Raw genomic sequence first — 19,530 nt, forward strand, 5'->3', positions numbered from 1 at the left:
CTCAGTCCCTGCCGGCCGGCTCGAGGTCCCGACGCCCATCGGCGTCCGGGGCCTCCGTGCCGTCCGGGGCCGCCTCGCCCGCGCCGCCCTCGGCTATGCCGAACCGCTCGTGGAACCTGCGCAGCACCGGCGGCGCCCACCACGTCGCCCGCCCGGTCAGCCGCATCACCGCGGGGACCAGCAGGGTCCTGATCACCATGGCGTCCATCAGCACCGCGAGCGCGATACCCAGGCCGAGCATCTTGGTGTTGGCCACCCGCGAGGTGCCGATCGCGACCATCACCACCGCCAGGATGACGGCCGCCGCCGAGATCAGCCCGCCGGTGCGCTGCAGGCCGAAGACGATGGACGCCCTGTGGTCACCGGTCCTGTCGTACTCCTCCTTGATCCGGGACAGCAGGAACACCCCGTAGTCCATCGACAGCCCGAAGGCCACGCAGAACATCAGCACCGGCAGCGTGGTCTCGATACTGCCGGTCGCGGTGAAGGACAGCAGCCCGGACAGATGGCCGTCCTGGAACACCCAGACCACCGCGCCGAACATCGCCGTCAGGCTGAGCGCGTTGAGCGCGATGGCCTGGAGCGGGATCAGCACGCTGCCGGTGAGCAGGAACACCAGCAGCAGCGTGACCAGGGCGATGATCCCGGCGGCCCATGGCAGCCGTTCCCCGATGGCGTGTTTGGAGTCCACCAGCACCGCGGCCTGACCGGTCACCGACGTGCGGAAGCCCGCGGGCGTGGCCCGGATGTCCCGCACCAGGGACTGGGTGCCGGAATCCACCGCCTCGCCCTTGGGCAGCACGGTCACATAGCCGTCGCGGTCACCGGCGGCGGTGAACGGGCCCTCGACCCGCACCACGCCGGGCAGCGCCGCCACCCGCTTCTGGTAGGCGGCCAGCTGGGACCGGTCGGCGCCCTCGGCGAACACCGTGATCGCCCCGCTCGGGCTGCCGGGGTACTCCTGCCTGATGTCCTGCTGCACCACATGCGACTCGGCCGCCGTGGGCAGCTGCCGGTCGTCCGCACTGCCGAACCGCACCTGGAGGAAGGGCAGTCCGAGCAGCAGCAGGGCCGCGATCGCGCCGATGGCGAACAGCGGTGCCCGGCGCATCACCAGCCGCGCGACCCTGGCGTACCCGGCCCCCGGCTCCGCTGACCGCTCCCGGCGGCTCCGCCGCCGCAGCGCCTTGCGCAGATCCAGCGCGTTGACCCGCTGTCCGAGCAGCACCAGGGCGGCCGGCAGCAGCACCAGCGCGGCGCCGGCCGCCAGCAGCACCACGGCGATCCCGGCGTAGGCGAAGGAGCGCAGGAAGTACATCGGGAAGACCAGCATGGCCGACAGCGAGGCGGCCACGGTGAGCGCCGAGAACAGCACCGTCCGGCCGGCGGTGCGCAACGTCACCGCCACCGCCGACCGCGGGCTGACCCCCGGCACCAGCTCCTCGCGGAACCTGCGCACGATGAACAGCGCGTAGTCGATGGCCAGGCCGAGACCGAGCGCGGTCGTCAGGTTCTCCGCGAAGACCGAGACATCGGTGAACCCGGTGATCGCCCGCAGCACCGCGCTGGTGCCCAGGATCGCCACGATGCCGATGCCCAACGGCAGCAGGGCGGCGATCGCGCTGCCGAACACCATGACGAGCAGCAGCAGGGTGATCGGCACCGCGATCAGCTCGGCCCGCACCAGATCGTCCTGGATGGTGGACTGCAGCTCGTTCTGCACCGCGGCGGTGCCGCCGACCTTCACCCGCACCGGGCCGTGGTCGCCGCGGTAGGCGGGCGCCATCCGTTTCGCCTCGTCGGCCACCGCGTTGTCGTCGCCGCGCAGCCTAGCGGTGATCATCGCCGAGCCGCCGTCCTTGGCCCGCAGCTCCGGCGCGTGCGTGCTCCAGTAAGAGGTCACCCCGGACACCGCCGGGTCGGCGCCGAGCCTCTGGGCCAGTTGCTCGGCCTGCGCGGCCACCGCCGGGGTGTCCACACCCGCGCCGCGGCCGTCCACCAGCAGCACCAGATTCGGCTGCGAGGCCGGAAAGTGCTCGGCCAGCGCCGCGGTGGCGTAGGAGGACTGCGAGTCCGGCGCCGCCCAGCCGCCGCTGGACAACCGGTCCGCCACCCCGTTGCCCGCGACCACGGCGAGGGCGGTGAACAGCAGCGCGAGCAGCAGGGTCAGCCGGGGCCGCGCCGTGACGGCCCGCGTCCAGCCTCCGACCCGGTCCACGCGGTTGACATTGGGCATGGCAGAGGTGTCCTCTCCCCCGTAGCACGACGTAGAATCGAAACACGAGCATCCGCTCGCATAACTAGAATGCGAGCGAGCTCTCGCGTTTGTCAATCCTCCCTGGGAGCTAATGTGTCCGAGGTGGACGAGAAGCCGCGCCGCCGCCAGGCCCGCGGAGAACGGCGCATCAGCCAGCTGCTGCAAGCTGCCGCGACGGTCTTCTGCACGGTCGGCTACACGGCGTCCAGCACCAACGCCATCGCCCGCGAGGCGGGCGTGTCACCGGGCACGCTCTACCAGTTCTTCCCGAACAAGGAAGCCATCGCGGTGGAGCTGGGCAGCCAGCTCGTTCAGGCGATGGAGTCGGCCCACGGCCGGGTCTTCACCGAGGAGAACGCCCGGCTGCCGCTGGACGAGATGATCGACGCGGTGTGCGATCCGTTCATCGAGTTCAACACCGCCAACCCGGCCTTCCTCGCCTTGATCAAGGGGCCGGACGCGCCGGGCAAGGTCGCCGAGGACCACGACGAGCTGCACGCCGGGCTCCAGCAGAGCATCGCCGACCTGATCGGGATCCGTCAGCCGGCGCTGACCGGGCTGGAGCGCCACCTGATCGCGGAGATGTCGTTCGCGATGTTCAAGGCAGGCGTGGACCTGATGGTGCAGAGCGGGAAAGAGGCCGACAAGGCCGCCTACACGCGGGAGCTGAAGGGCATGCTCTACCGCTATCTCGCGCCGTATGTCGGCACCGGCGCGGTGCCGGTGGCATCGCCGTGAACGGCGATCACGCCGCGGCGGCCCGCGGCTGAACGGCCGTCGCCGCTCATGAAAAAGGGCGCGGCCTGTCGCCGCGCCCCGTCATGGATGTCATCGAGCAGATGAACCTCTCCGTGCCCTCTTCCGGTGGCGCCTGCACCGCCGGCGGCGGAATCGGCGGGCCGTCGTCGGCCGGCACCACGGCCGGCGCGACCACCGAGGCGCGGACCACGGCCGACGGCCTGGCCGCCCCGCCGGACGCGCGCTGCTGCCGGCGCTCGCGGGTCCGTGAGACCCACTGCGCCGCCGTGCCGGCCCCGGCCACCAGCAGGGATATGCCCATGCCCAGGGAGACGGCGTAGAGCGAGTTCGAGGCGGCCCGGCCGCTGAGGTAGCCGGCGCCCACCGAATACGTGGCCCAGACGGCCTCGGCCACGCCCGCGCCTATCGCGTAACGACGGGCCGGGTAGCGTACGACACCTGCCGCCAGCCCGCCGATCACCCGGCCGCTGGGCAGAAACCGGACTCCGATGACAAACGGCACTCCGTGCCGCTGTATCCGCAGAGCGGCCCAATTCAGCAGCGCCGCCTGCCGGGGCTTGCGTTCCATCCGGCGCAGCACCCGCCCGCTGACCGCGCGGCCGGTGCGATGGATGAGCAGGTCGCCGACCACCGCGCTGGCCGCCACCACGAGCAGCACCAGGGCCAGGTCGAGACGGCCCTCGGCCGCCATCACCCCGCCGGTCACGAGCAGCACGGAGTTGGGCACGAGCGGCGGTGCCGTCGTCGCGGCCAGCAGCGCGTACGCCCAGAAGACGTGTCCACCTCGCAGGTACTCAGCGAGACCCGAGGTGAAGTCAAGTGACTGCACGCCTAGTGCAACGTCCATTCCACCGCCCCTCTTCCCGCCCTCGTCCCCGGATTCCACGCTGACAGCGGTCGGGGCCGATCGGCAAGCGGGTTTACCGGCGGATCAGGGAAATGCCCGGGAAGGCGCGTTCAAGGTCATCCTGCGGTCCTACACCCACGGGAGTACGGCACTAGCGGCCGAGCAGTTCGCCGCCGTTGCACTGCAGGATCTCGCCGGTGATGAAGCCCGCCTCGGTCGAGGCCAGGAAGAGCACCGCCGCGGCCACGTCGGCAGGGCGGCCGACCCGTCCCACCAGCGTGCGGCCGGCCCGCCGGGTCAGTTCGGCGTCGTTGAGCCGGGAGCCGAAGAACTCGGTGCCGGCCACCGTGCCTGGCGCCACGATGTTGCAGGTGACCCCCTGCGGACCGAGCTGGGCGGCGAGCGAGTGGTTCCAGGCGTGCAGGGCGGCCTTGGAGGCCCCGTAGGAGCCGCCGCCGCGCAGCGCCGCCACCGAGGTCACGGTGACCACCCGGCCGTTGTCGGTGGTGAACCGGTCCCGCAGCGACTCGGTCAGCAGCACCGCGGTCAGCACATTGCGCTCGAAGTCGCCCCGCCAGCGGGCCAGCAGCCCGTGCGGCCCGGTGCCGACCGCCAGCTCGCGGCTGCCGGCGTTGTTCACCAGGACGTCCACCCGCTCGGGAAGGTGCGGCAGCGCCGCCTCCACGTCGTCGGGGTCGGCCAGGTCGCAGACCACCGGGGTCACGTCGAGACCCTGCTCGCTGCGCATCTCCTCGACGGTGGCGTGCAGCACCTCGCGGCGCCGGCCGACGATCGTGACATGATGGCCGTCCTGGGCGAAGCGGGTCGAAATGGCCCGTCCGATGCCCGTGCCGCCTCCGGTGACGACAATGCTGCGGGCCGCCGTCGCGTTCTGTGCCATCTGCTCCGCCCCTCGGGAAGAGACAGCACGCTACGGGATCGGCCCGCGCCGGTCGCGAGCGGGGTAGCCTGCGAAAACAGACCCGACGAAGAGACCTAGATCACAGGCCTCAGGGCGTAACCTTTACGATGGTTCATGGGTCTTATGTCTTGAGCACCGCGCTCCCGGCGGAGCCGGTGGGGGGCTGTATAAAGGGACTGTCTTGGGGGACGGTCCTGGATTGCGTCGCCGGGGCGACGCCCGGGGAGCTTTGAGCGGCCCCTCCGGGCCGTTTTCGTCCCGGCAACGGCGCAACAGCAGCCGCCACAAACGCCCGGTCGGACCCGTGGGGGGATCCGTTCCGGGAGACGGGAGCGCCCCGTGCCGGACCCGTGGGGGGATCCAGCGCGGGGCGCTTCTTCACTTCCCGTCGTCGAGCCGAGGGCTCAGCGGGCCTCGACGTCGATGTAGTCGCGCTCGACGACACCGGTGTAGATCTGCCGCGGGCGGCCGATCCTGGAACCGGGCTCCTTGATCATCTCGTGCCACTGGGCGATCCAGCCCGGCAGCCGGCCGATCGCGAACAGCACGGTGAACATGCTGGTCGGGAAGCCCATCGCCCGGTAGATCAGCCCGGTGTAGAAGTCCACGTTCGGGTAGAGCTTGCGGGAGACGAAGTAGTCGTCGCTGAGCGCGTGCTCTTCGAGCTTGAGCGCGATGTCCAGCAGCTCGTCGGACTTGCCCAGCGCGGACAGCACGTCGTGCGCCGCGGACTTGATGATCTTCGCCCGCGGGTCGAAGTTCTTGTAGACGCGGTGCCCGAAGCCCATCAGCTTCACGCCGTCTTCCTTGTCCTTCACCCGGCGGATGAAGGAGTCCACATCGCCGCCCTCGGCCTTGATGCCCTCCAGCATCTCCAGCACCGACTGGTTGGCGCCGCCGTGCAGCGGGCCCCACAGCGCGCTGATGCCGGCCGAGATCGAGGCGAACTGGTTCGCCTGCGAGGAGCCGACCAGCCGGACGGTGGAGGTCGAGCAGTTCTGCTCGTGGTCGGCGTGCAGGATGAACAGCTTGTCCAGCGCGCTGACCACGACCGGGTCGAGCTCGTACTCCTCGGCCGGCACGGAGAACGTCATGCGCAGGAAGTTCTCCACGTAACCGAGGTCGTTGCGCGGGTAGACCACCGGCTGGCCGGCGGATTTCTTGTACGCGTACGCCGCGATCGTCGGCAGCTTGGCGAGCAGCCGGATCGTGGACAGATGGCGCTGCTGCGGGTCGAACGGGTTGTGGCTGTCCTGGTAGAACGTGGACAGCGCGCTGACCACGGACGACAGCATCGCCATCGGGTGTGCGTCCCGCGGGAAGCCGTCGTAGAAACGTTTGACGTCTTCGTGCAGAAGAGTGTGCTGGGTGATCTCGCCCTTGAATTCCGCCAGCTGGTCAACCGTCGGCAGCTCGCCGTTGATCAGCAGGTAGGCGGTCTCGATGAACGTGCCTCGTTCGGCGAGCTGCTCGATCGGGTAACCGCGGTAGCGGAGAATTCCCTGCTCGCCGTCAAGGAAAGTGATCGCGGACTTGTAGGCCGCGGTGTTCCCGTAACCGCTGTCCAGGGTCACCAGACCGGTGTCGGCGCGCAGCTTGCCGATGTCGAAACCCTTGTCGCCGACGGTGCTGTCGACCACCGGGTAGCTGTGCTCGCTGTCCCCAAACCGCAGTACTACAGAGTTGTCGCTCACGTCATTCCCTCACCGACGGTGTTGCCTCTTCTTCGAGGTGCCCTGACTACGTCCACTGTCCCCCATTTGGCACTGGTGCGTGCACTCGGGGTCGGCCATCGGGCCGAAAAGTGGCACGGAGTGCCTATTCTGCGCCCCGGGAGAGCCGGTGGTCGAGAGCTGTGAATCTTCGGCCGGCCGACACCGTGCGGACCGCCTGGGCGATCGCCCGGCGCGAGCCGACCAGCACGACCAGGCGTTTCGCCCTGGTCACAGCGGTGTAAAGCAGGTTGCGCTGGAGCATCATCCAGGCGCCGGTGGTGACGGGGATCACTACGGCCGGGTACTCGCTGCCCTGCGAGCGGTGGATCGTCACCGCGTAGGCGTGAGTGAGCTCGTCCAGTTCGTCGAAGTCGTATCCGATCTCCTCGTCCTCGTCGGTGTGCACGGTGAGCCGCTGCTCGTCCGGGTCGAGCGCGGTGACGACGCCGACCGTGCCGTTGAAGACCCCGTTGGCGCCCTTGTCATAGTTGTTCCTGATCTGGGTGACCTTGTCGCCCACCCGGAAGATCCGGCCGCCGAACCTGCGCTCGGGCAGGTCCGGGCGGGCCGGGGTGACGGCCTGCTGGAGCAGCCCGTTCAGCGCCCCGGCCCCGGCCGGGCCGCGGTGCATCGGGGCCAGCACCTGGACGTCCCGCCGCGGGTCCAGGCCGAACTTTGCCGGGATCCGCCGGGCCACCACGTCCACGGTGAGCCGGCCCGCCTCCTCGGAGTCCTCCTCGGGGAAGAGGAAGAAGTCCGGCAGGCCCTGGGTGAGCGGCGGCACCCCGGAATTGATCCGGTGCGCGTTGGTGACCACCCCGGACTGCTGGGCCTGCCGGAAGATCCGGGTCAGCCGGACGGCCGGCACCGGGCCGCCGTCGGCCAGCAGATCCCGCAGCACCTCGCCGGCGCCGACGCTCGGCAGCTGGTCCACATCGCCGACGAACAGCAGGTGCGCCCCGGGCGGCACCGCCTTCACCAGCTTGTTGGCCAGCAGCAGGTCCAGCATCGACGCCTCGTCGACCACCACGAGGTCGGCGTCGAGCGGCCGGTCCTTGTCGTACGCCGCGTCGCCGCCCGGCTTGAGCTCCAGCAGGCGGTGCACGGTGGACGCCTCGGCGCCGGTGAGCTCCGCCAGCCGTTTGGCGGCCCGGCCGGTCGGCGCGGCGAGCACCACCTTGGCCTTCTTGGCCTGGGCCAGGGCCACCACGGAGCGCACGGTGAAGGACTTGCCGCAGCCGGGGCCGCCGGTGAGCACGGCGACCTTCTCGGTCAGCGCCAGCCGGACCGCCGCCTGCTGCTCGGGCGCGAGCTCGGTACCGGTCCGGTCCGCGAGCCAGGCCAGGGCCTTGTCCCACTCCACGTCCCGGAAGGCCGGCAGCCGGTCCTCCGGGCCGCGCAGCAGCCGCAGAACCTGCGCCGCCAGCGATATCTCCGCGCGGTGGAACGGCACCAGGTACACGGCCGTGACCGGATCGCCGCCGTCGGCCGCCGGCACGCTCTCCCTGACCACGCCCTCCTCCTCGGCCAGCGCGCCCAGGCAGTCGATCACCAGGCCGGTGTCGACCTGGAGCAGCTTCACCGCGTCGGCGATCAGCCGCTCCTGGGGCAGGAAGCAGTTGCCGCTGTCGGTGGCCTGCGAGAGGGCGTACTGGAGACCCGCCTTGACCCGCTCGGGGCTGTCGTGCGGTATCCCGACCGCCTGGGCGAGCCGGTCCGCGGTGAGGAAGCCGATCCCCCAGACCTCGGAGGCCAGCCGGTAGGGCTGGTTCTTCACCACGGAGATGGACCCGTCCCCGTAGTTCTTGTAGATCCGCACCGCGATGGAGGTGGACACACCCACCCCCTGGAGGAAGACCATCACCTCCTTGATCGCCTTCTGCTCCTCCCACGCGGCGGCGATCAGCTTGGTGCGCTTGGGGCCGAGGCCCGGCACCTCGACCAGCCGCTTGGGCTCGCCCTCGATGATCTCCAGCGTGTCGGTGCCGAAGTGCTCCACGATGCGCTCGGCGATCCGCGGTCCGATGCCCTTGATCAGCCCGGATCCCAGGTAGCGGCGTATCCCCTGGATCGTGGCCGGCAGCACCGTCGTGTAGTTCTCCACCGTGAACTGCTTGCCGTACTGGGGGTGGGATCCCCAGCGGCCGTGCATCCGCAGGGACTCACCGGGCTGCGCCCCGAGCAGCGCGCCGACCACCGTCAGCAGGTCGCCCGAGCCGCGGCCGGTGTCCACCCGCGCGACGGTGTATCCGTTGTCCTCGTTGGCATACGTGATCCGCTCAAGTACGCCTTCCAGTACGGCGAGTCGCGTGTCCGTCATCCCGGCCTCCCTCCCCCGGCTTCGATCTGATCCGAAGGTACCGGCTGGGACGGACAGCCCGTTTCCGGCTTGTGGATAACTCCGGGCGGGCGGACGGATCCGGGCAAGCGAAAGGGGCCCGGCTCGCGCCGGGCCCCTTTCACGTTCCCCCCTACTACCCCCGAAGCCCCCCTCGGGCGTAACTCCGTACTGGCTCCTCGAACCCCTCCCAGGAGCCGTTGTGTTGAGTAAGACCCACCACCCCGCAGAAGGGTTGTAGTACGAGCACCGAAATTCTCAAGATCTTTTCAGAGTACGTGCGACCGGTATCTGGCGGCGATCTCGGCCAGCACCTCGGACCCGTCCCTGGCCCACAGCGCGGGGCTGAAGATCTCCACCTCCACCGCGCCCCGATACCCGGCCGCGTCCACCTGCTCGCGGAACCCGCGCAGATCGACGCAGCCGTCCCCGAGCTGCCCGCGCCCCAGCAGCACGCCCTCCGGCAGCGGGGTGACCCAGTCGGCGAGCTGGAAGCAGGCGATCCGCCCGGCCTCCCCCGCGCGGGCGATCTGCGCCGGCGCCGTGTCGTCCCACCACAGGTGGTAGGTGTCCACGACCACCCCGACCTGCTCGGCCGGGAACCGCTCCGCGATGTCCAGCGCCTGGCCGAGGGTGGAGACCACGCAGCGGTCGGAGGCGTACATCGGGTGCAGCGGCTCGATCGCCAGCCGCACCCCGCGCTCCGCGGCGTAGGGCGCAAGGACCCCGATCGCGTCGGCGACCCGCTCCCGCGCGCCGGCGATGTCGCGGTCACCGGCGGGCAGTCCGCCGGAGACCAGCACAAGGGTGCCGGTTCCCAGTGTCGCGGCCTCGTCGATCGCCGCGCGGTTGTCGTCGAGCGCCACCGCCAGCGGGCCCGGTTCGGCCGCGGTGAAGAAGCCGCCCCGGCACAGCGAGGTCACGGTGAGCCCGCTGTCCCGCATCAGGCGCGCGGCGCGCTCGACGCCGTACTCCTGCACCGGTGCGCGCCACAGGCCGACCGAGCCGACCCCGCTCGCGGCGCAGCCCTCGGCCAGCTCGGGCAGCGACCACTGCTTGACGGTCTCCTGGTTGATGCTCAGCCGGGCGAGGTCGCCGGGTGCCGCCATATCTGTGTCCGTTTCCGTGCGCGTGGTCATGAGTCCGCCCCGTACACGGCCAGCAGCCGGCGCATCCGGTCCTCGGCGAGCCCCGGGTCGGGGAACAGCCCGACGCGGTCGGCGAGTTCGTACGCCCGCGCGAGATGCGGCAGCGAGCGGGCCGACTGGAGGCCGCCGACCATGGTGAAGTGCGACTGGTGGCCGGCCAGCCAGGCCAGCAGCACGACACCGGTCTTGTAGTAGCGGGTCGGGGCACCGAACAGGTGCCGGGACAGTTCGACGGTCGGGTCGAGGATGCGGCGGAAGCCGGCGCTGTCACCGGTGTCCAGGGCGCTGACCGCGGCCGCCGCCAGCGGCGCCAGCGGGTCGAAGATGCCGAGCAGCGCGTGGCTGAAGCCCCGCGGGTCGCCCTCGATCAGCTCGGGGTAGTTGAAGTCGTCGCCGGTGTAGCAGCGCACCGCCGCGGGCAGCCTGCGGCGCAGCTCGACCTCGCGCCCCGCGTCCAGCAGCGAGATCTTGACGCCGTCCACCTTGTCCGGATGCGCGGCGACGACGTCGAGGAAGGTCGCGGTAGCGGTGTCCAGATCGTCGCTGCCCCAGTAGCCGGCCAGCGCCGGATCGAACATCGGGCCGAGCCAGTGCAGGATCACCCGGTCGGTGGACTGGGCGAGCAGCCTGCCGTACACCTCCAGGTAGTCGTCGGGCCCCTTGGCCACCGCCGCCAGCGCCCGGGACGCCATCAGGACGGCCTGCCCGCCGGCCGCCTCCACCAGCGCCAGCTGCTCCTCGTAGGCGGCGGTCACCTCGGCGAGGGTGCTCGCGGGGCCGGTCAGCTGATCGGTGCCCACCCCGCAGGCGATCCGGCCGCCGACCGACCGCGCCTCGGCGCAGGACCGGCGGATCAGCTCCGCCGCCCCCGCCCAGTCGAGGCCCATGCCGCGCTGCGCGGTGTCCATCGCCTCCGCCACCCCGAGGCCGTGCGACCACAGATGGCGGCGGAAGGCGAGAGTGGCGTCCCAGTCGAGGGCGGCGGGGCCGTCCGCGGTGGTGCGCAGCGGATCGGCCACCACATGCGCGGCGGAGTACACGACCCGGCTGCGCAGCGGCAGACTCGCCGCATAGGCGGCGGGTTCCGAACGCGGCACATAGGTGCGCGATCGGCCGGAGGTGTCGGGGAGCGTGATGGTCACAGCGACAGCTCCGGAACGTCGAACCGGCGGCCCTGGGCCGAGGACCGCAGCCCCAGCTCGGCGAGCTGCACCCCGCGGGCACCGGCCAGCAGGTCCCAGCGCCAGGGCTCGTCGAGCACCACATGCCGCAGGAACAGCTCCCACTGCACCTTGAAGCCGTTGCCGAAGTCGGCGTTGTCCGGAACCGGCTGCCATTGCGTGCGGAAGTCCTCGGTGGCGGGCAGATCGGGATTCCACACCGGCTTGGGCGTGGCCGAACGGTGCTGTGCCCGGCATTCGCGCAGCCCCGCGACGGCCGACCCGTGGGTGCCGTCCACCTGGAACTCCACCAGCTCGTCCCGGTTGACCCGCACCGCCCAGGAGGAGTTGATCTGCGCGACGGCGCCGCCTTCGAGCTGGAAGATGCCGTATGCGGCGTCGTCGGCGGTGGCGTCGTACGGCTTGTTCCGCTCGTCCCAGCGCTGCGGGATGTGGGTGGTCGCGAGCGCCTGAACGGTGCTGACCCGGCCGAACAGCTCGTGCAGCACGTACTCCCAGTGCGGGAACATGTCCACGACGATGCCGCCGCCGTCCTCCGCGCGGTAGTTCCAGGACGGCCGCTGGGCGCTCTGCCAGTCGCCCTCGAAGACCCAGTACCCGAACTCGCCGCGCACGGACAGGATCCGGCCGAAGAAGCCGGAGTCGACCAGCCGCTTGAGCTTGAGCAGCCCCGGGAGGAAGAGCTTGTCCTGCACCACGCCGTGCTTGACCCCGGCCGCGGTGGCCAGCCGGGCCAGTTCGAGGGCGTCCTCCAGCGAGGTGGCGGTGGGTTTCTCGCAGTAGATGTGCTTGCCCGCCGCGATGGCCTTCTTCACCGCCGACTCCCGCGCGGAGGTCACCTGCGCGTCGAAGTAGATCTCCACTGCGGGGTCGGCGAGCACCGCGTCCAGGTCGGTGGACCAGTGCTCGATGCCGTGCTGCTCGGCGATGGCGCGCAGCGCGTGCTCGCGCCTGCCGACGAGCACCGGCTCCGGCCACAGCACGGTGCCGTCGCCGAGGTCGAGGCCGCCCTGCTCGCGCAGGCTCAGGATGGAGCGGACCAGATGCTGCCGGTAGCCCATCCGTCCGGTGACGCCGTTCATGGCGATCCGCACTGTCCTGCGTGTCACGTGGAGTCCTCGCTTCAACGATTCGGTGCTCGGCGGCAAGCTGGATAGCAAGCGCTTTCTTTCCGGTCACGCTAGCCCGTGCACGGCAAATCCGGCAAGGGCGTGCCTGGCGCCGATGGCAAGCGCTTGCCACGCTGTGCGACCTGGCTGCGGCGCTCCCCGCCCCCGCCCCGGGGTGAGAGCATGAGCCACGGCCGGTGCGGCTCGCGTCGCGTGCCGCACCGGGCCGCAGCCCCTTTCCCCGATGCCACCCGTCCGAGGAGGACCGCACCGAGATGGCAGTGACTCTGGCCGATGTCGCGGCACATGCCGGGGTGTCGTCGGCGACCGTCTCCCGCGTCCTCAACGGCAACTACCCGGTGGCCGGCCCCACCCGCGAACGCGTCCAGCAGGCGGTCGCCGAACTCGACTACGTCGTCAACGGCCAGGCCCGGGCGCTCGCCGCGGCCACCTCGGACCTCGTCGGGGTACTGGTCAACGATGTGGCGGACCCGTTCTTCGGGCTGATCGCCAGCGCGCTCCAGGCCGAGATCGGCGCCGGAGCCGCCGAGCGGGGCGGCGGCAAGCTCGCCGTCGTCTGCAACACCGGCGGCTCACCGGCGGCCGAGCTGACCTATCTGACCCTGCTGGAGCGGCAGCGCGCGGCCGGCGTGGTGCTCACCGGCGGCGCGGTGGAGAACGCGGAGCACACCGCCGCGGTCACTGCCCGGCTGGCCAGGCTGGCCGCCTCCGGCACCCGGATCGTGCTGTGCGGACGGCCGGCGCCCGCCCCCGGTGACGGCGAACAGCTGGTGACCACGGTCGCGTTCGACAACCGCGGCGGCGCGCGGCGGCTGACCGAGCACCTGCTCTCGCTCGGCCACCGCAGGATCGGCCAGGTGACCGGGCCGATGGAACGCAGCACCACCCGGCACCGGCTGGAAGGCCATCGCGCGGCGCTGGCCGGCTACGGCCTCGGGCCCGGCACCGAGCCGGGGGCGCATGCGGAACGGCTGACGGTGCACGGGAGTTACGACCGCTCGTCCGGCTATGACGCCGCGCTCGAACTGCTGCGCAGGGATCCCGCCCTCACCGCGATCGTGGCCGCCAACGACACGGTCGCGCTCGGCGTGTGCGCCGCGCTGCGGGACCGGGGGCTGAGCATCCCCGGCGACGTGTCGGTGGCCGGATTCGACGATCTGCCGTTCAGCGTCGATGTCTCTCCGGCGCTGACCACGGTCCGGATCCCCTTGCAGGAGGCGGGTGCCAGGGCCGGCCGGCTGGTGATGGGGCGGCAGGCGCCGCCGCCGGGCGGGGTGGCCACGATCCGCACCGAATTGATGGTCCGCGCGTCGACCGCGCCGCCGTCCGGCACCGCCCGCTGAAACCCGCGATCACCGCCGCTGAAAGTCGTCCACCGGCCGGCAAATAGGGCTCCCGCCCGGCCGCGGCCCGGTTCTCCCGCGGCCCGAATTCCACTCCCTTGCTCGGGAGTTGCCACAGTGCGTGGGGTTTCCTTGCCACCGTTCGGCGCCGGCTGCGAGCCTGCCAGGGAAAGATTTCCGTTTCCCCACCCGGCACATGACTGGAGGAATGCGCATGCCGAACGACGAGGACACCGGCAATGTCGCACTGATAAGCAAGCTCAACGACGTGGTCAACGAACGCCGTTACGACGACATGGACGAATTGTTCGATCCGGCGTTCGTCGACAACAACCCGGCCTGGAGCGTCAGCAGCCTGGCCGAGCTCAAGGAACTCCTCGCCGGAGCACACGAGGCGATGGATTTCACGTCGCACCACGACCTCATCTATGCGGCGGACGGCGGAAAGGTCGTCATCCACATCACTTTCAGTGGCCGCCACATGAAGCCGTTCATCGGACAGCAGCCGACGGGCGACGCGCTGCGGTGGACCAGCATCGAGGTCTACCGGATCGTGGACGGCCGGATCGCCGAGCGCTGGGTGCAGGCCGACACCACGGGTCTGCTGGCCCAGCTCGGCGTGCCGCTGCCGGCCTGACCGCAGGCCCGCGCTCCCCGTGAGACCCCGACTTCCAGGAGGACCACCGTGCCCGACTTCCTGCTGACCATCAACGTCAAGCCCGGGCGTGAGGACGTCGCCCTCGAGACGCTGACCGAGATCGAGCGGATGTCGCGTCAGGACGAGGGGTGCGTCACCTTCGTCTGGCTGCGGCACCACGACGACCCGCTGCGCTTCACCCTCTTCGAGCAGTGGCAGACCCAGGAGCACCTCGACCACCACCTGTCCCGGATCATCCCGCGCTGGCAGCAGTTCGAGCCGGAACTGGCCGGCGAGCCGGTGTCGCAGCAGGTGCAGCCGGTGGCGGACGCGCGGATGGAGCGTCTGGCCGGCGCCTGACCCGCCGCGTACCGCGGCATCCCCGTCCCGGCCCCGGGCGTGACAGAGCCCGGGGCCGGGACCGCGACCGCACTCGGACCCGAACCTCGGACCCGAACGCGGACCCGTATCAGACCGGATCCCGGACCAGAGAGGAACAAGGCGACATGAAGTGGTCCCACACCGCGCTCAACTGCACTGACCTGGCACGTACCGAGGAGTTCTACACCCGGTGGTTCGGATTCCGCCGGGTGCGCGCCATCGATCTGGGTGACACCCAGATCGTGTTCCTGAAGCTGGGCGACGCCTATCTTGAGCTGTTCTCCGGCACCGCGGTCGGCGCGGCGGACGGCCGGCAGGCGAAGGCGGACGGGCCGGACCTGCCCGGTCACACCCGCCACCTGGCCTTCCAGACCGACGATGTGGACGCCGTGCTGCGGGAGATGGGTCCGGCCGCCGAGGTGACCCACGGCCCGCTGGACTTCGACGGCTTCATCCCGGGCTGGCGCAGCGTCTGGCTGGCCGACCCGGACGGAGTCACCGTCGAGGTCAGCCAGGGCTACCAGGACGACCCGGAACTGGTCGGCGCCGCATCCGCCACCGCCGGCGGTGCCTGACCCGTCACCGGCGCGGCAGCAGGGCCCGTCGTGGTGCTCCGGCACCGCGGCGGGCCTTTGCCGACTGGTCCGGCGCCCCGCCGCCTGCGGAAGCGGGCGCAGACCCGCGCCGGTCCTGACGGGGGGCAGGACCGGCGCGAGGGCTTTGCGGATACGGGTACGAGTACGGAGCGGAGACGGGCGGTGCGTACGGAGCGGAGACGGGCGGTGCGTACGCCGCCCGCCGGCGGCAGGCGGCGCACGGCTACCGGCGCGTCAGACCGCCACCGCCGTCTCCTCCTTCGCCGGCGCCGCCTTGGGCGCCCGCAGGGCGACCAGGCCGACGAGCGAACCGACCACGCCGACCGCGAAGGACACCCCGAGCGCCAGCCGGTAGCCGCTGACCAGCGCCGGGTGCCCGGCGTTCTCCAGCGCCACGCCGTGCGGGAGCAGGCTGGAGGTGCGGGCCGAGGCGATGGCCGCGAAGGCCGCCACGCCGATCGCCGCGCCGAGCTGCTGGGCGGTGGACAGCAGCGCGCTGGCCAGGCCCTGCTGGTGGTCCGGCACGCCGGCGGTGCCCGAGATGGTCACCATGACCACGCCGGTGACGTTGCCGAAGCCGACCAGCGCGGTGCCGACGAGGATCAGCGCCAGGTCGCCGCTGTGCGGCAGGAACGCGCAGACCAGCATGCCGACGGACTGCAGCGCCAGGCCCGTGAAGGCGGTCACGCTCAGCCCGAACCTGCCCGCCAGCTTCGCCGCGACCATGCCGGCGCCGACCGCCGCGAAGCCGAGCACCGAGAAGGTCAGACCGGTGGCCAGCGGCGAGTAGCCCTTGACGAGCTGCAGGTACAGCGTCAGCACGTACGTCACCGCGACGAACGAACCGACCATCAGCAGGTAGACGATGTTGGCGGCCGTCAGGGAGCGCATCCGGAAGACGGACAGCGGGATGAGCGGCGCGCTGACCCTGCTCTCCACCACGAGGAAGGCCGCCAGCAGGACCGCGCACCCGGCGAAGGCGCCCAGGATCTCCCCCGAGGCCCAGCCGGCTGCCTGGCCGCGGGAGACCGCGTAGACCAGCGCCAGCACCGAGCCGGTGATGGCGACGGCGCCCGGTACGTCCAGTCCGTGGCTCGAACTCCGGTCGCCCTTGCTCTCCTTGAGCAGGGCCGGGGCGATCGCGCCCGCGGCCAGGCCGATCGGCACGTTGACGAAGAACACCCAGCGCCAGCTGATCAGGTCCGTCAGCACGCCGCCGGCGATCACCCCCGCCACGAAGCCGAACGACAGCACGGCGCCGTACACGCCCAGCGCCCGGTTGCGCGCCTCGCCCTCGGCGAAGGTGGTGGTGAGCAGGGACAGCGCGGCGGGCGCGACGAGCGCGGCCCCGAGCCCCTGCGCGGCGCGCAGCGCGATCAGCTGGTCGGCGTTCTGCGCCAGGCCGGCCACCAGCGAGATCAGCGCGAACGCGATGAGGCCGCCGATGAACAGCTTGCGCCGGCCGTAGAGGTCCCCGATGCGGCCACCGAGCATCAGGAAGCCACCGAAGGCCAGCGCGTACGCGCTCACCACCCACTGCAGGGCGCCGGTGCTGAAGCCAAGGCTGGCCTGGATGTCGGGGAGTGCGACATTGGTGATCGAGAAGTCCAGAACGATCATGAATTCCGCGACGCAGAGCAGCAGCAGCACCAGCCCCGGTCGGGCGACGCCGCCGTCAGCGGCGCCGGTCGGGACGAGCTGCTCCGCGCTCTGGACATCTCGCGGCGGAGAAGCGGACGGAACGTCGGCTGTTTGGGACATAACCACACCTCGGCGGGAATCGGGCGGACTCAGGCAGAGCACATCAGTTGCGGGCAACACTGCCCGCCGGCCCGCCCGCGGCGCTTCTCTCGCGCGTGGTCCCGCGGAGACTCTTGCGAGTTGGACGAATGTGCCGCGTATGAACGGAGCTCTCTTGAGGTCCGTCACGGGCCATGGATTGACTGTCAGTCACCACGCCGAGTCGGCGTCGCGCCTTCGACAGGAGTCATCTCATGCCATCAGCCGCGGAGGGCAGAACCAGGCCCGGATCCGGATCCCGCCCCGATTTGAGCCGGTTGCCCTCACTCACCGGAATGCGCATCATCGCCGCCCTCATGGTGTTCTTCTTTCACGCGCTCTACGAAGCCCCCTTTTCGTCCAAGCGCGTGACACACGCGTACAACGCCGTATTCGGCCAGGGCGGTTGGGTCGGTGTCGGATTCTTCTTCCTGCTGAGCGGATTCGTGCTCACCTGGTCGGCGCGCCCCACCGACACGACGCGGCTTTTCTGGCGGCGCCGTTTCTTCAAGGTGTTTCCCAACCACGCCGTGACGTACCTGGCGGCCGTGGTGCTGTTCCTGGTCATCGGCCAGAGCCTGGGCGGCTGGAAGGCGGTGCCGAACTTCTTCCTGCTGCACGCCTGGTTCCCGCAGTTCGACGTGGAGACCAGCGTCAACCCGGTGTCCTGGTCGCTGTCGGTGGAGGCACTGTTCTACGTCACCTTCCCGTTCTGGCTGCGGCTGGTGACGCGCATCCGCCCGCAGCGGCTGTGGTGGTGGGCCGCCGGCCTCGCCGCCTCGCTGTACGTGGTCCCGGTCATCGCCTGGGCGCTTCCGAGCAAGCCCGGCCTGTTCTTCGCGCCGGCGTCCTCGTGGCAGTTCTGGTTCGTCTACGTGCTGCCGCCCGTCCGCTGCCTGGACTTCGTGCTCGGGATGGTGCTGGCGCTGATCGTGCGCCGCGGCCTGTGGCCCGCCCGATTCGGTCTGCTGCCGGCGCTCGCCCTGGCGGTCGGCGCGTACGCCCTGTCCTCGCAGGTCAGTTGGACCTACGGGCTGGTCGCGGTGATGGCCGCGCCGCTCGGGCTGCTCGTCGCGGCCGGCGCGAACGCCGACGTCACCGGCGCCTGGTCGCCCTTCCGCAGCAGGGCGATGGTGTGGCTGGGCGAGATCTCCTTCGCCTTCTACCTCTGGCACCGGCTGGTCATCACCGAGACGCACCGCATCCTGGGCGGCCCGACCAAGTCCTGGGGCACACCGGGCGCGGTGGGCTTCATCGCGCTGGTCTTCACCGTCACGCTGCTGCTGGCCTGGGCGCTGCACACCCTGGTCGAGAACCCCCTCATGCGGCACTGGAGCCGGCCGCGCTCCAGCCGCCGCACGCCGGGCCCGGTGCCCGCGACGCCCGCCGCCACCCCGGCGGTCGCCACCGTGGCAGGTGAACGGGAGGACAGCGCACTGACCGGGTGAGCCGAACAGCGGTGCCCGGCCACCGGATCCCGTAACGGCCTCCGCCTCGATCGAGGCGGAGGCCGTTACGGGTCGGCGTTGCGGACGGCCGTCCCGGCGGCGGCCGGCTAGCCGGGAATCGCGGCGGCCGGACTGCGGGTGGTGCTGCACGAGGCGCTGAACGCCTCGTCGCCGTCCTGGTGCACGCTCACCCGGATCGCCGAGTCGCCGGCGCCGCCGGCCGGCGGCGGGACGGCCTCGACCCAGCAGGGCCGGTGCAGTTCGGCGTAGTAGTTGAAACGTGCGTTGAGTTCGAGCAGGACGCTGTCGGCGCCCGTGGTGGCCTGGGCGGCCTGGCGTGCGGCCTCCAGCAGGAGCATCCCGGGCACGTGGTCGACGGGGTGGTCGAAGATCACCGGGTGTGTGGTGTCGGCGCGCAGCTGCCAGCGGTTCGGGGTGTCCGTCGACGCCAGCACCACGTCCTGCTCGCGGTAGCGGGCGACCTGGGCGGCGGGGATGGCGGGCGGCGGCGGTACCGCGCGCGCCATGGCCGGCAGGGCGTCGGTGTTGCCCGCCCGCAGCCGGTTGTAGATGGCGGGGGCGACGCTGGTGAAGCCCGCGTCGGCGACGCCGAGCGGTTCGCCGTCCCGCTCGGCACGGATCGTCATGCCGAGGCTGGACAGCTGGCCGCGACGGTATCTGACCTCGTGACAGGTGATGTGCAGGGTGACCTCGGCGCAGACCTCGCGGATCCGCAGCGCTTCCGGGTCGACCCGGAAGCTGATCCCGTTCCACACCAGGTGGTGGCCGAACGGCACGTCGTAGGCGACGTGGGACAGCAGGGGCATGCTCTGACGCACCGTCTCCACCAGGAGCAGCGGGTCGTGCAGGCCCTGGTGCGCCGAGTAGAAGCTGTGCGCCCGCGGCCACTGCGCGGTGACGACGAAGGCGTCGGGCGCGGGCAGTTGCTGCCAGCCGGTGAGGAGGACTTCAGCCATGGCCGCCTTGTGGACGTAGCGCCGGGCCACCGCGTCCCCACCGAGCGAAGCGGGCATTTCGGGCGTGGATAA

General features: G+C 71.1%; 16 protein-coding genes. 6 read left to right on the forward strand and 10 right to left on the reverse strand.

Annotation, left to right across the window (positions count from 1 at the left end; all coding sequences use genetic code 11):
* Position 1: 1 nt before the first annotated feature.
* Positions 2–2,236: an MMPL family transporter gene (locus tag ACQPW6_RS11450; RefSeq protein ID WP_433889471.1), complete on the reverse strand. Its 2,235-nt coding sequence runs from the start codon at positions 2,234–2,236 to the stop codon at positions 2–4.
* Between the two features lie 123 nt (positions 2,237–2,359).
* Here ACQPW6_RS11450 and ACQPW6_RS11455 point away from each other — a divergent pair, with 123 nt between their 5' ends.
* Positions 2,360–2,995 carry a TetR/AcrR family transcriptional regulator gene (locus ACQPW6_RS11455; protein ID WP_433889472.1) on the forward strand — a complete coding sequence of 212 codons (636 nt, stop codon included), beginning with the start codon at positions 2,360–2,362 and terminating at the stop codon, positions 2,993–2,995.
* 46 nt (positions 2,996–3,041) lie between these two features.
* Here ACQPW6_RS11455 and ACQPW6_RS11460 read toward each other — a convergent pair whose 3' ends face one another.
* From ACQPW6_RS11460 to ACQPW6_RS11490, 7 genes are all read right to left on the reverse strand, one after another.
* Positions 3,042–3,863 (reverse strand): DedA family protein, encoded by an 822-nt coding sequence (locus tag ACQPW6_RS11460; RefSeq protein ID WP_433889473.1) that lies wholly within the window; start codon positions 3,861–3,863, stop codon positions 3,042–3,044.
* Positions 3,864–4,014: 151 nt separating this feature from the next.
* Positions 4,015–4,764 (reverse strand): SDR family NAD(P)-dependent oxidoreductase, encoded by a 750-nt coding sequence (locus ACQPW6_RS11465; protein ID WP_433889474.1) that lies wholly within the window; start codon positions 4,762–4,764, stop codon positions 4,015–4,017.
* A 425-nt stretch (positions 4,765–5,189) separates the two neighbouring features.
* Positions 5,190–6,479, reverse strand: a complete 1,290-nt coding sequence (locus tag ACQPW6_RS11470) for a citrate synthase (RefSeq protein ID WP_433889475.1) — start codon at positions 6,477–6,479, stop codon at positions 5,190–5,192.
* 124 nt (positions 6,480–6,603) lie between these two features.
* Positions 6,604–8,820 carry an SF1B family DNA helicase RecD2 gene (gene recD2, locus ACQPW6_RS11475; protein WP_433889476.1) on the reverse strand — a complete coding sequence of 739 codons (2,217 nt, stop codon included), beginning with the start codon at positions 8,818–8,820 and terminating at the stop codon, positions 6,604–6,606.
* Between the two features lie 287 nt (positions 8,821–9,107).
* Positions 9,108–9,947: a sugar phosphate isomerase/epimerase family protein gene (locus ACQPW6_RS11480; RefSeq protein WP_433889477.1), complete on the reverse strand. Its 840-nt coding sequence runs from the start codon at positions 9,945–9,947 to the stop codon at positions 9,108–9,110.
* Positions 9,948–9,973: 26 nt separating this feature from the next.
* Positions 9,974–11,128, reverse strand: a complete 1,155-nt coding sequence (locus ACQPW6_RS11485; RefSeq protein ID WP_433889478.1) for a dihydrodipicolinate synthase family protein — start codon at positions 11,126–11,128, stop codon at positions 9,974–9,976.
* Entirely contained in the window at positions 11,125–12,276 is a 1,152-nt protein-coding gene (locus ACQPW6_RS11490) for a Gfo/Idh/MocA family protein (RefSeq protein ID WP_433889479.1), read from the reverse strand. The genes ACQPW6_RS11485 and ACQPW6_RS11490 overlap by 4 nt, the downstream gene beginning before the upstream one ends.
* A gap of 275 nt (positions 12,277–12,551) precedes the next feature.
* On the opposite strand from ACQPW6_RS11490, the gene ACQPW6_RS11495 reads away from it, so the two are divergent.
* The 4 genes from ACQPW6_RS11495 (at position 12,552) to ACQPW6_RS11510 (ending at position 15,233) form a co-directional block, all read left to right on the forward strand.
* Positions 12,552–13,640, forward strand: a complete 1,089-nt coding sequence (locus tag ACQPW6_RS11495; protein WP_433889480.1) for a LacI family DNA-binding transcriptional regulator — start codon at positions 12,552–12,554, stop codon at positions 13,638–13,640.
* A gap of 214 nt (positions 13,641–13,854) precedes the next feature.
* Entirely contained in the window at positions 13,855–14,277 is a 423-nt protein-coding gene (locus ACQPW6_RS11500) for an ester cyclase (protein ID WP_433889481.1), read from the forward strand.
* 48 nt (positions 14,278–14,325) lie between these two features.
* Positions 14,326–14,637: a putative quinol monooxygenase gene (locus ACQPW6_RS11505; protein ID WP_433889482.1), complete on the forward strand. Its 312-nt coding sequence runs from the start codon at positions 14,326–14,328 to the stop codon at positions 14,635–14,637.
* A gap of 146 nt (positions 14,638–14,783) precedes the next feature.
* Positions 14,784–15,233 carry a VOC family protein gene (locus ACQPW6_RS11510; RefSeq protein WP_433889483.1) on the forward strand — a complete coding sequence of 150 codons (450 nt, stop codon included), beginning with the start codon at positions 14,784–14,786 and terminating at the stop codon, positions 15,231–15,233.
* Positions 15,234–15,488: 255 nt separating this feature from the next.
* On the opposite strand, the gene ACQPW6_RS11515 is transcribed toward ACQPW6_RS11510, so the two are convergent.
* Positions 15,489–17,015, reverse strand: a complete 1,527-nt coding sequence (locus tag ACQPW6_RS11515; RefSeq protein WP_433889484.1) for an MFS transporter — start codon at positions 17,013–17,015, stop codon at positions 15,489–15,491.
* A 314-nt stretch (positions 17,016–17,329) separates the two neighbouring features.
* On the opposite strand from ACQPW6_RS11515, the gene ACQPW6_RS11520 reads away from it, so the two are divergent.
* Positions 17,330–18,481 carry an acyltransferase family protein gene (locus ACQPW6_RS11520; protein WP_433889485.1) on the forward strand — a complete coding sequence of 384 codons (1,152 nt, stop codon included), beginning with the start codon at positions 17,330–17,332 and terminating at the stop codon, positions 18,479–18,481.
* A 107-nt stretch (positions 18,482–18,588) separates the two neighbouring features.
* Here ACQPW6_RS11520 and ACQPW6_RS11525 read toward each other — a convergent pair whose 3' ends face one another.
* Positions 18,589–19,515, reverse strand: coding sequence for a ScbA/BarX family gamma-butyrolactone biosynthesis protein (locus tag ACQPW6_RS11525; RefSeq protein WP_433889486.1), 927 nt, complete (start codon positions 19,513–19,515; stop codon positions 18,589–18,591).
* Positions 19,516–19,530 lie beyond the last annotated feature (15 nt).

The sequence above is a fragment of the Streptomyces sp. CA-111067 genome (assembly GCF_050956065.1).
In the GTDB taxonomy this organism is placed as follows: domain Bacteria; phylum Actinomycetota; class Actinomycetes; order Streptomycetales; family Streptomycetaceae; genus Actinacidiphila.

Coding starts and splice junctions, on each gene's coding strand:
- ACQPW6_RS11450 (WP_433889471.1), bottom strand. CDS start 2,236: ATGCCCAATGTCAACCGCGTGGACCGGGTCGGAGGCTGGACGCGGGCC.
- ACQPW6_RS11460 (WP_433889473.1), bottom strand. CDS start 3,863: ATGGACGTTGCACTAGGCGTGCAGTCACTTGACTTCACCTCGGGTCTC.
- ACQPW6_RS11465 (WP_433889474.1), bottom strand. CDS start 4,764: ATGGCACAGAACGCGACGGCGGCCCGCAGCATTGTCGTCACCGGAGGC.
- recD2 (WP_433889476.1), bottom strand. CDS start 8,820: ATGACGGACACGCGACTCGCCGTACTGGAAGGCGTACTTGAGCGGATC.
- ACQPW6_RS11480 (WP_433889477.1), bottom strand. CDS start 9,947: ATGGCGGCACCCGGCGACCTCGCCCGGCTGAGCATCAACCAGGAGACC.
- ACQPW6_RS11495 (WP_433889480.1), top strand. CDS start 12,552: ATGGCAGTGACTCTGGCCGATGTCGCGGCACATGCCGGGGTGTCGTCG.
- ACQPW6_RS11500 (WP_433889481.1), top strand. CDS start 13,855: ATGCCGAACGACGAGGACACCGGCAATGTCGCACTGATAAGCAAGCTC.
- ACQPW6_RS11510 (WP_433889483.1), top strand. CDS start 14,784: ATGAAGTGGTCCCACACCGCGCTCAACTGCACTGACCTGGCACGTACC.
- ACQPW6_RS11515 (WP_433889484.1), bottom strand. CDS start 17,015: ATGTCCCAAACAGCCGACGTTCCGTCCGCTTCTCCGCCGCGAGATGTC.
- ACQPW6_RS11520 (WP_433889485.1), top strand. CDS start 17,330: ATGCGCATCATCGCCGCCCTCATGGTGTTCTTCTTTCACGCGCTCTAC.
- ACQPW6_RS11525 (WP_433889486.1), bottom strand. CDS start 19,515: ATGCCCGCTTCGCTCGGTGGGGACGCGGTGGCCCGGCGCTACGTCCAC.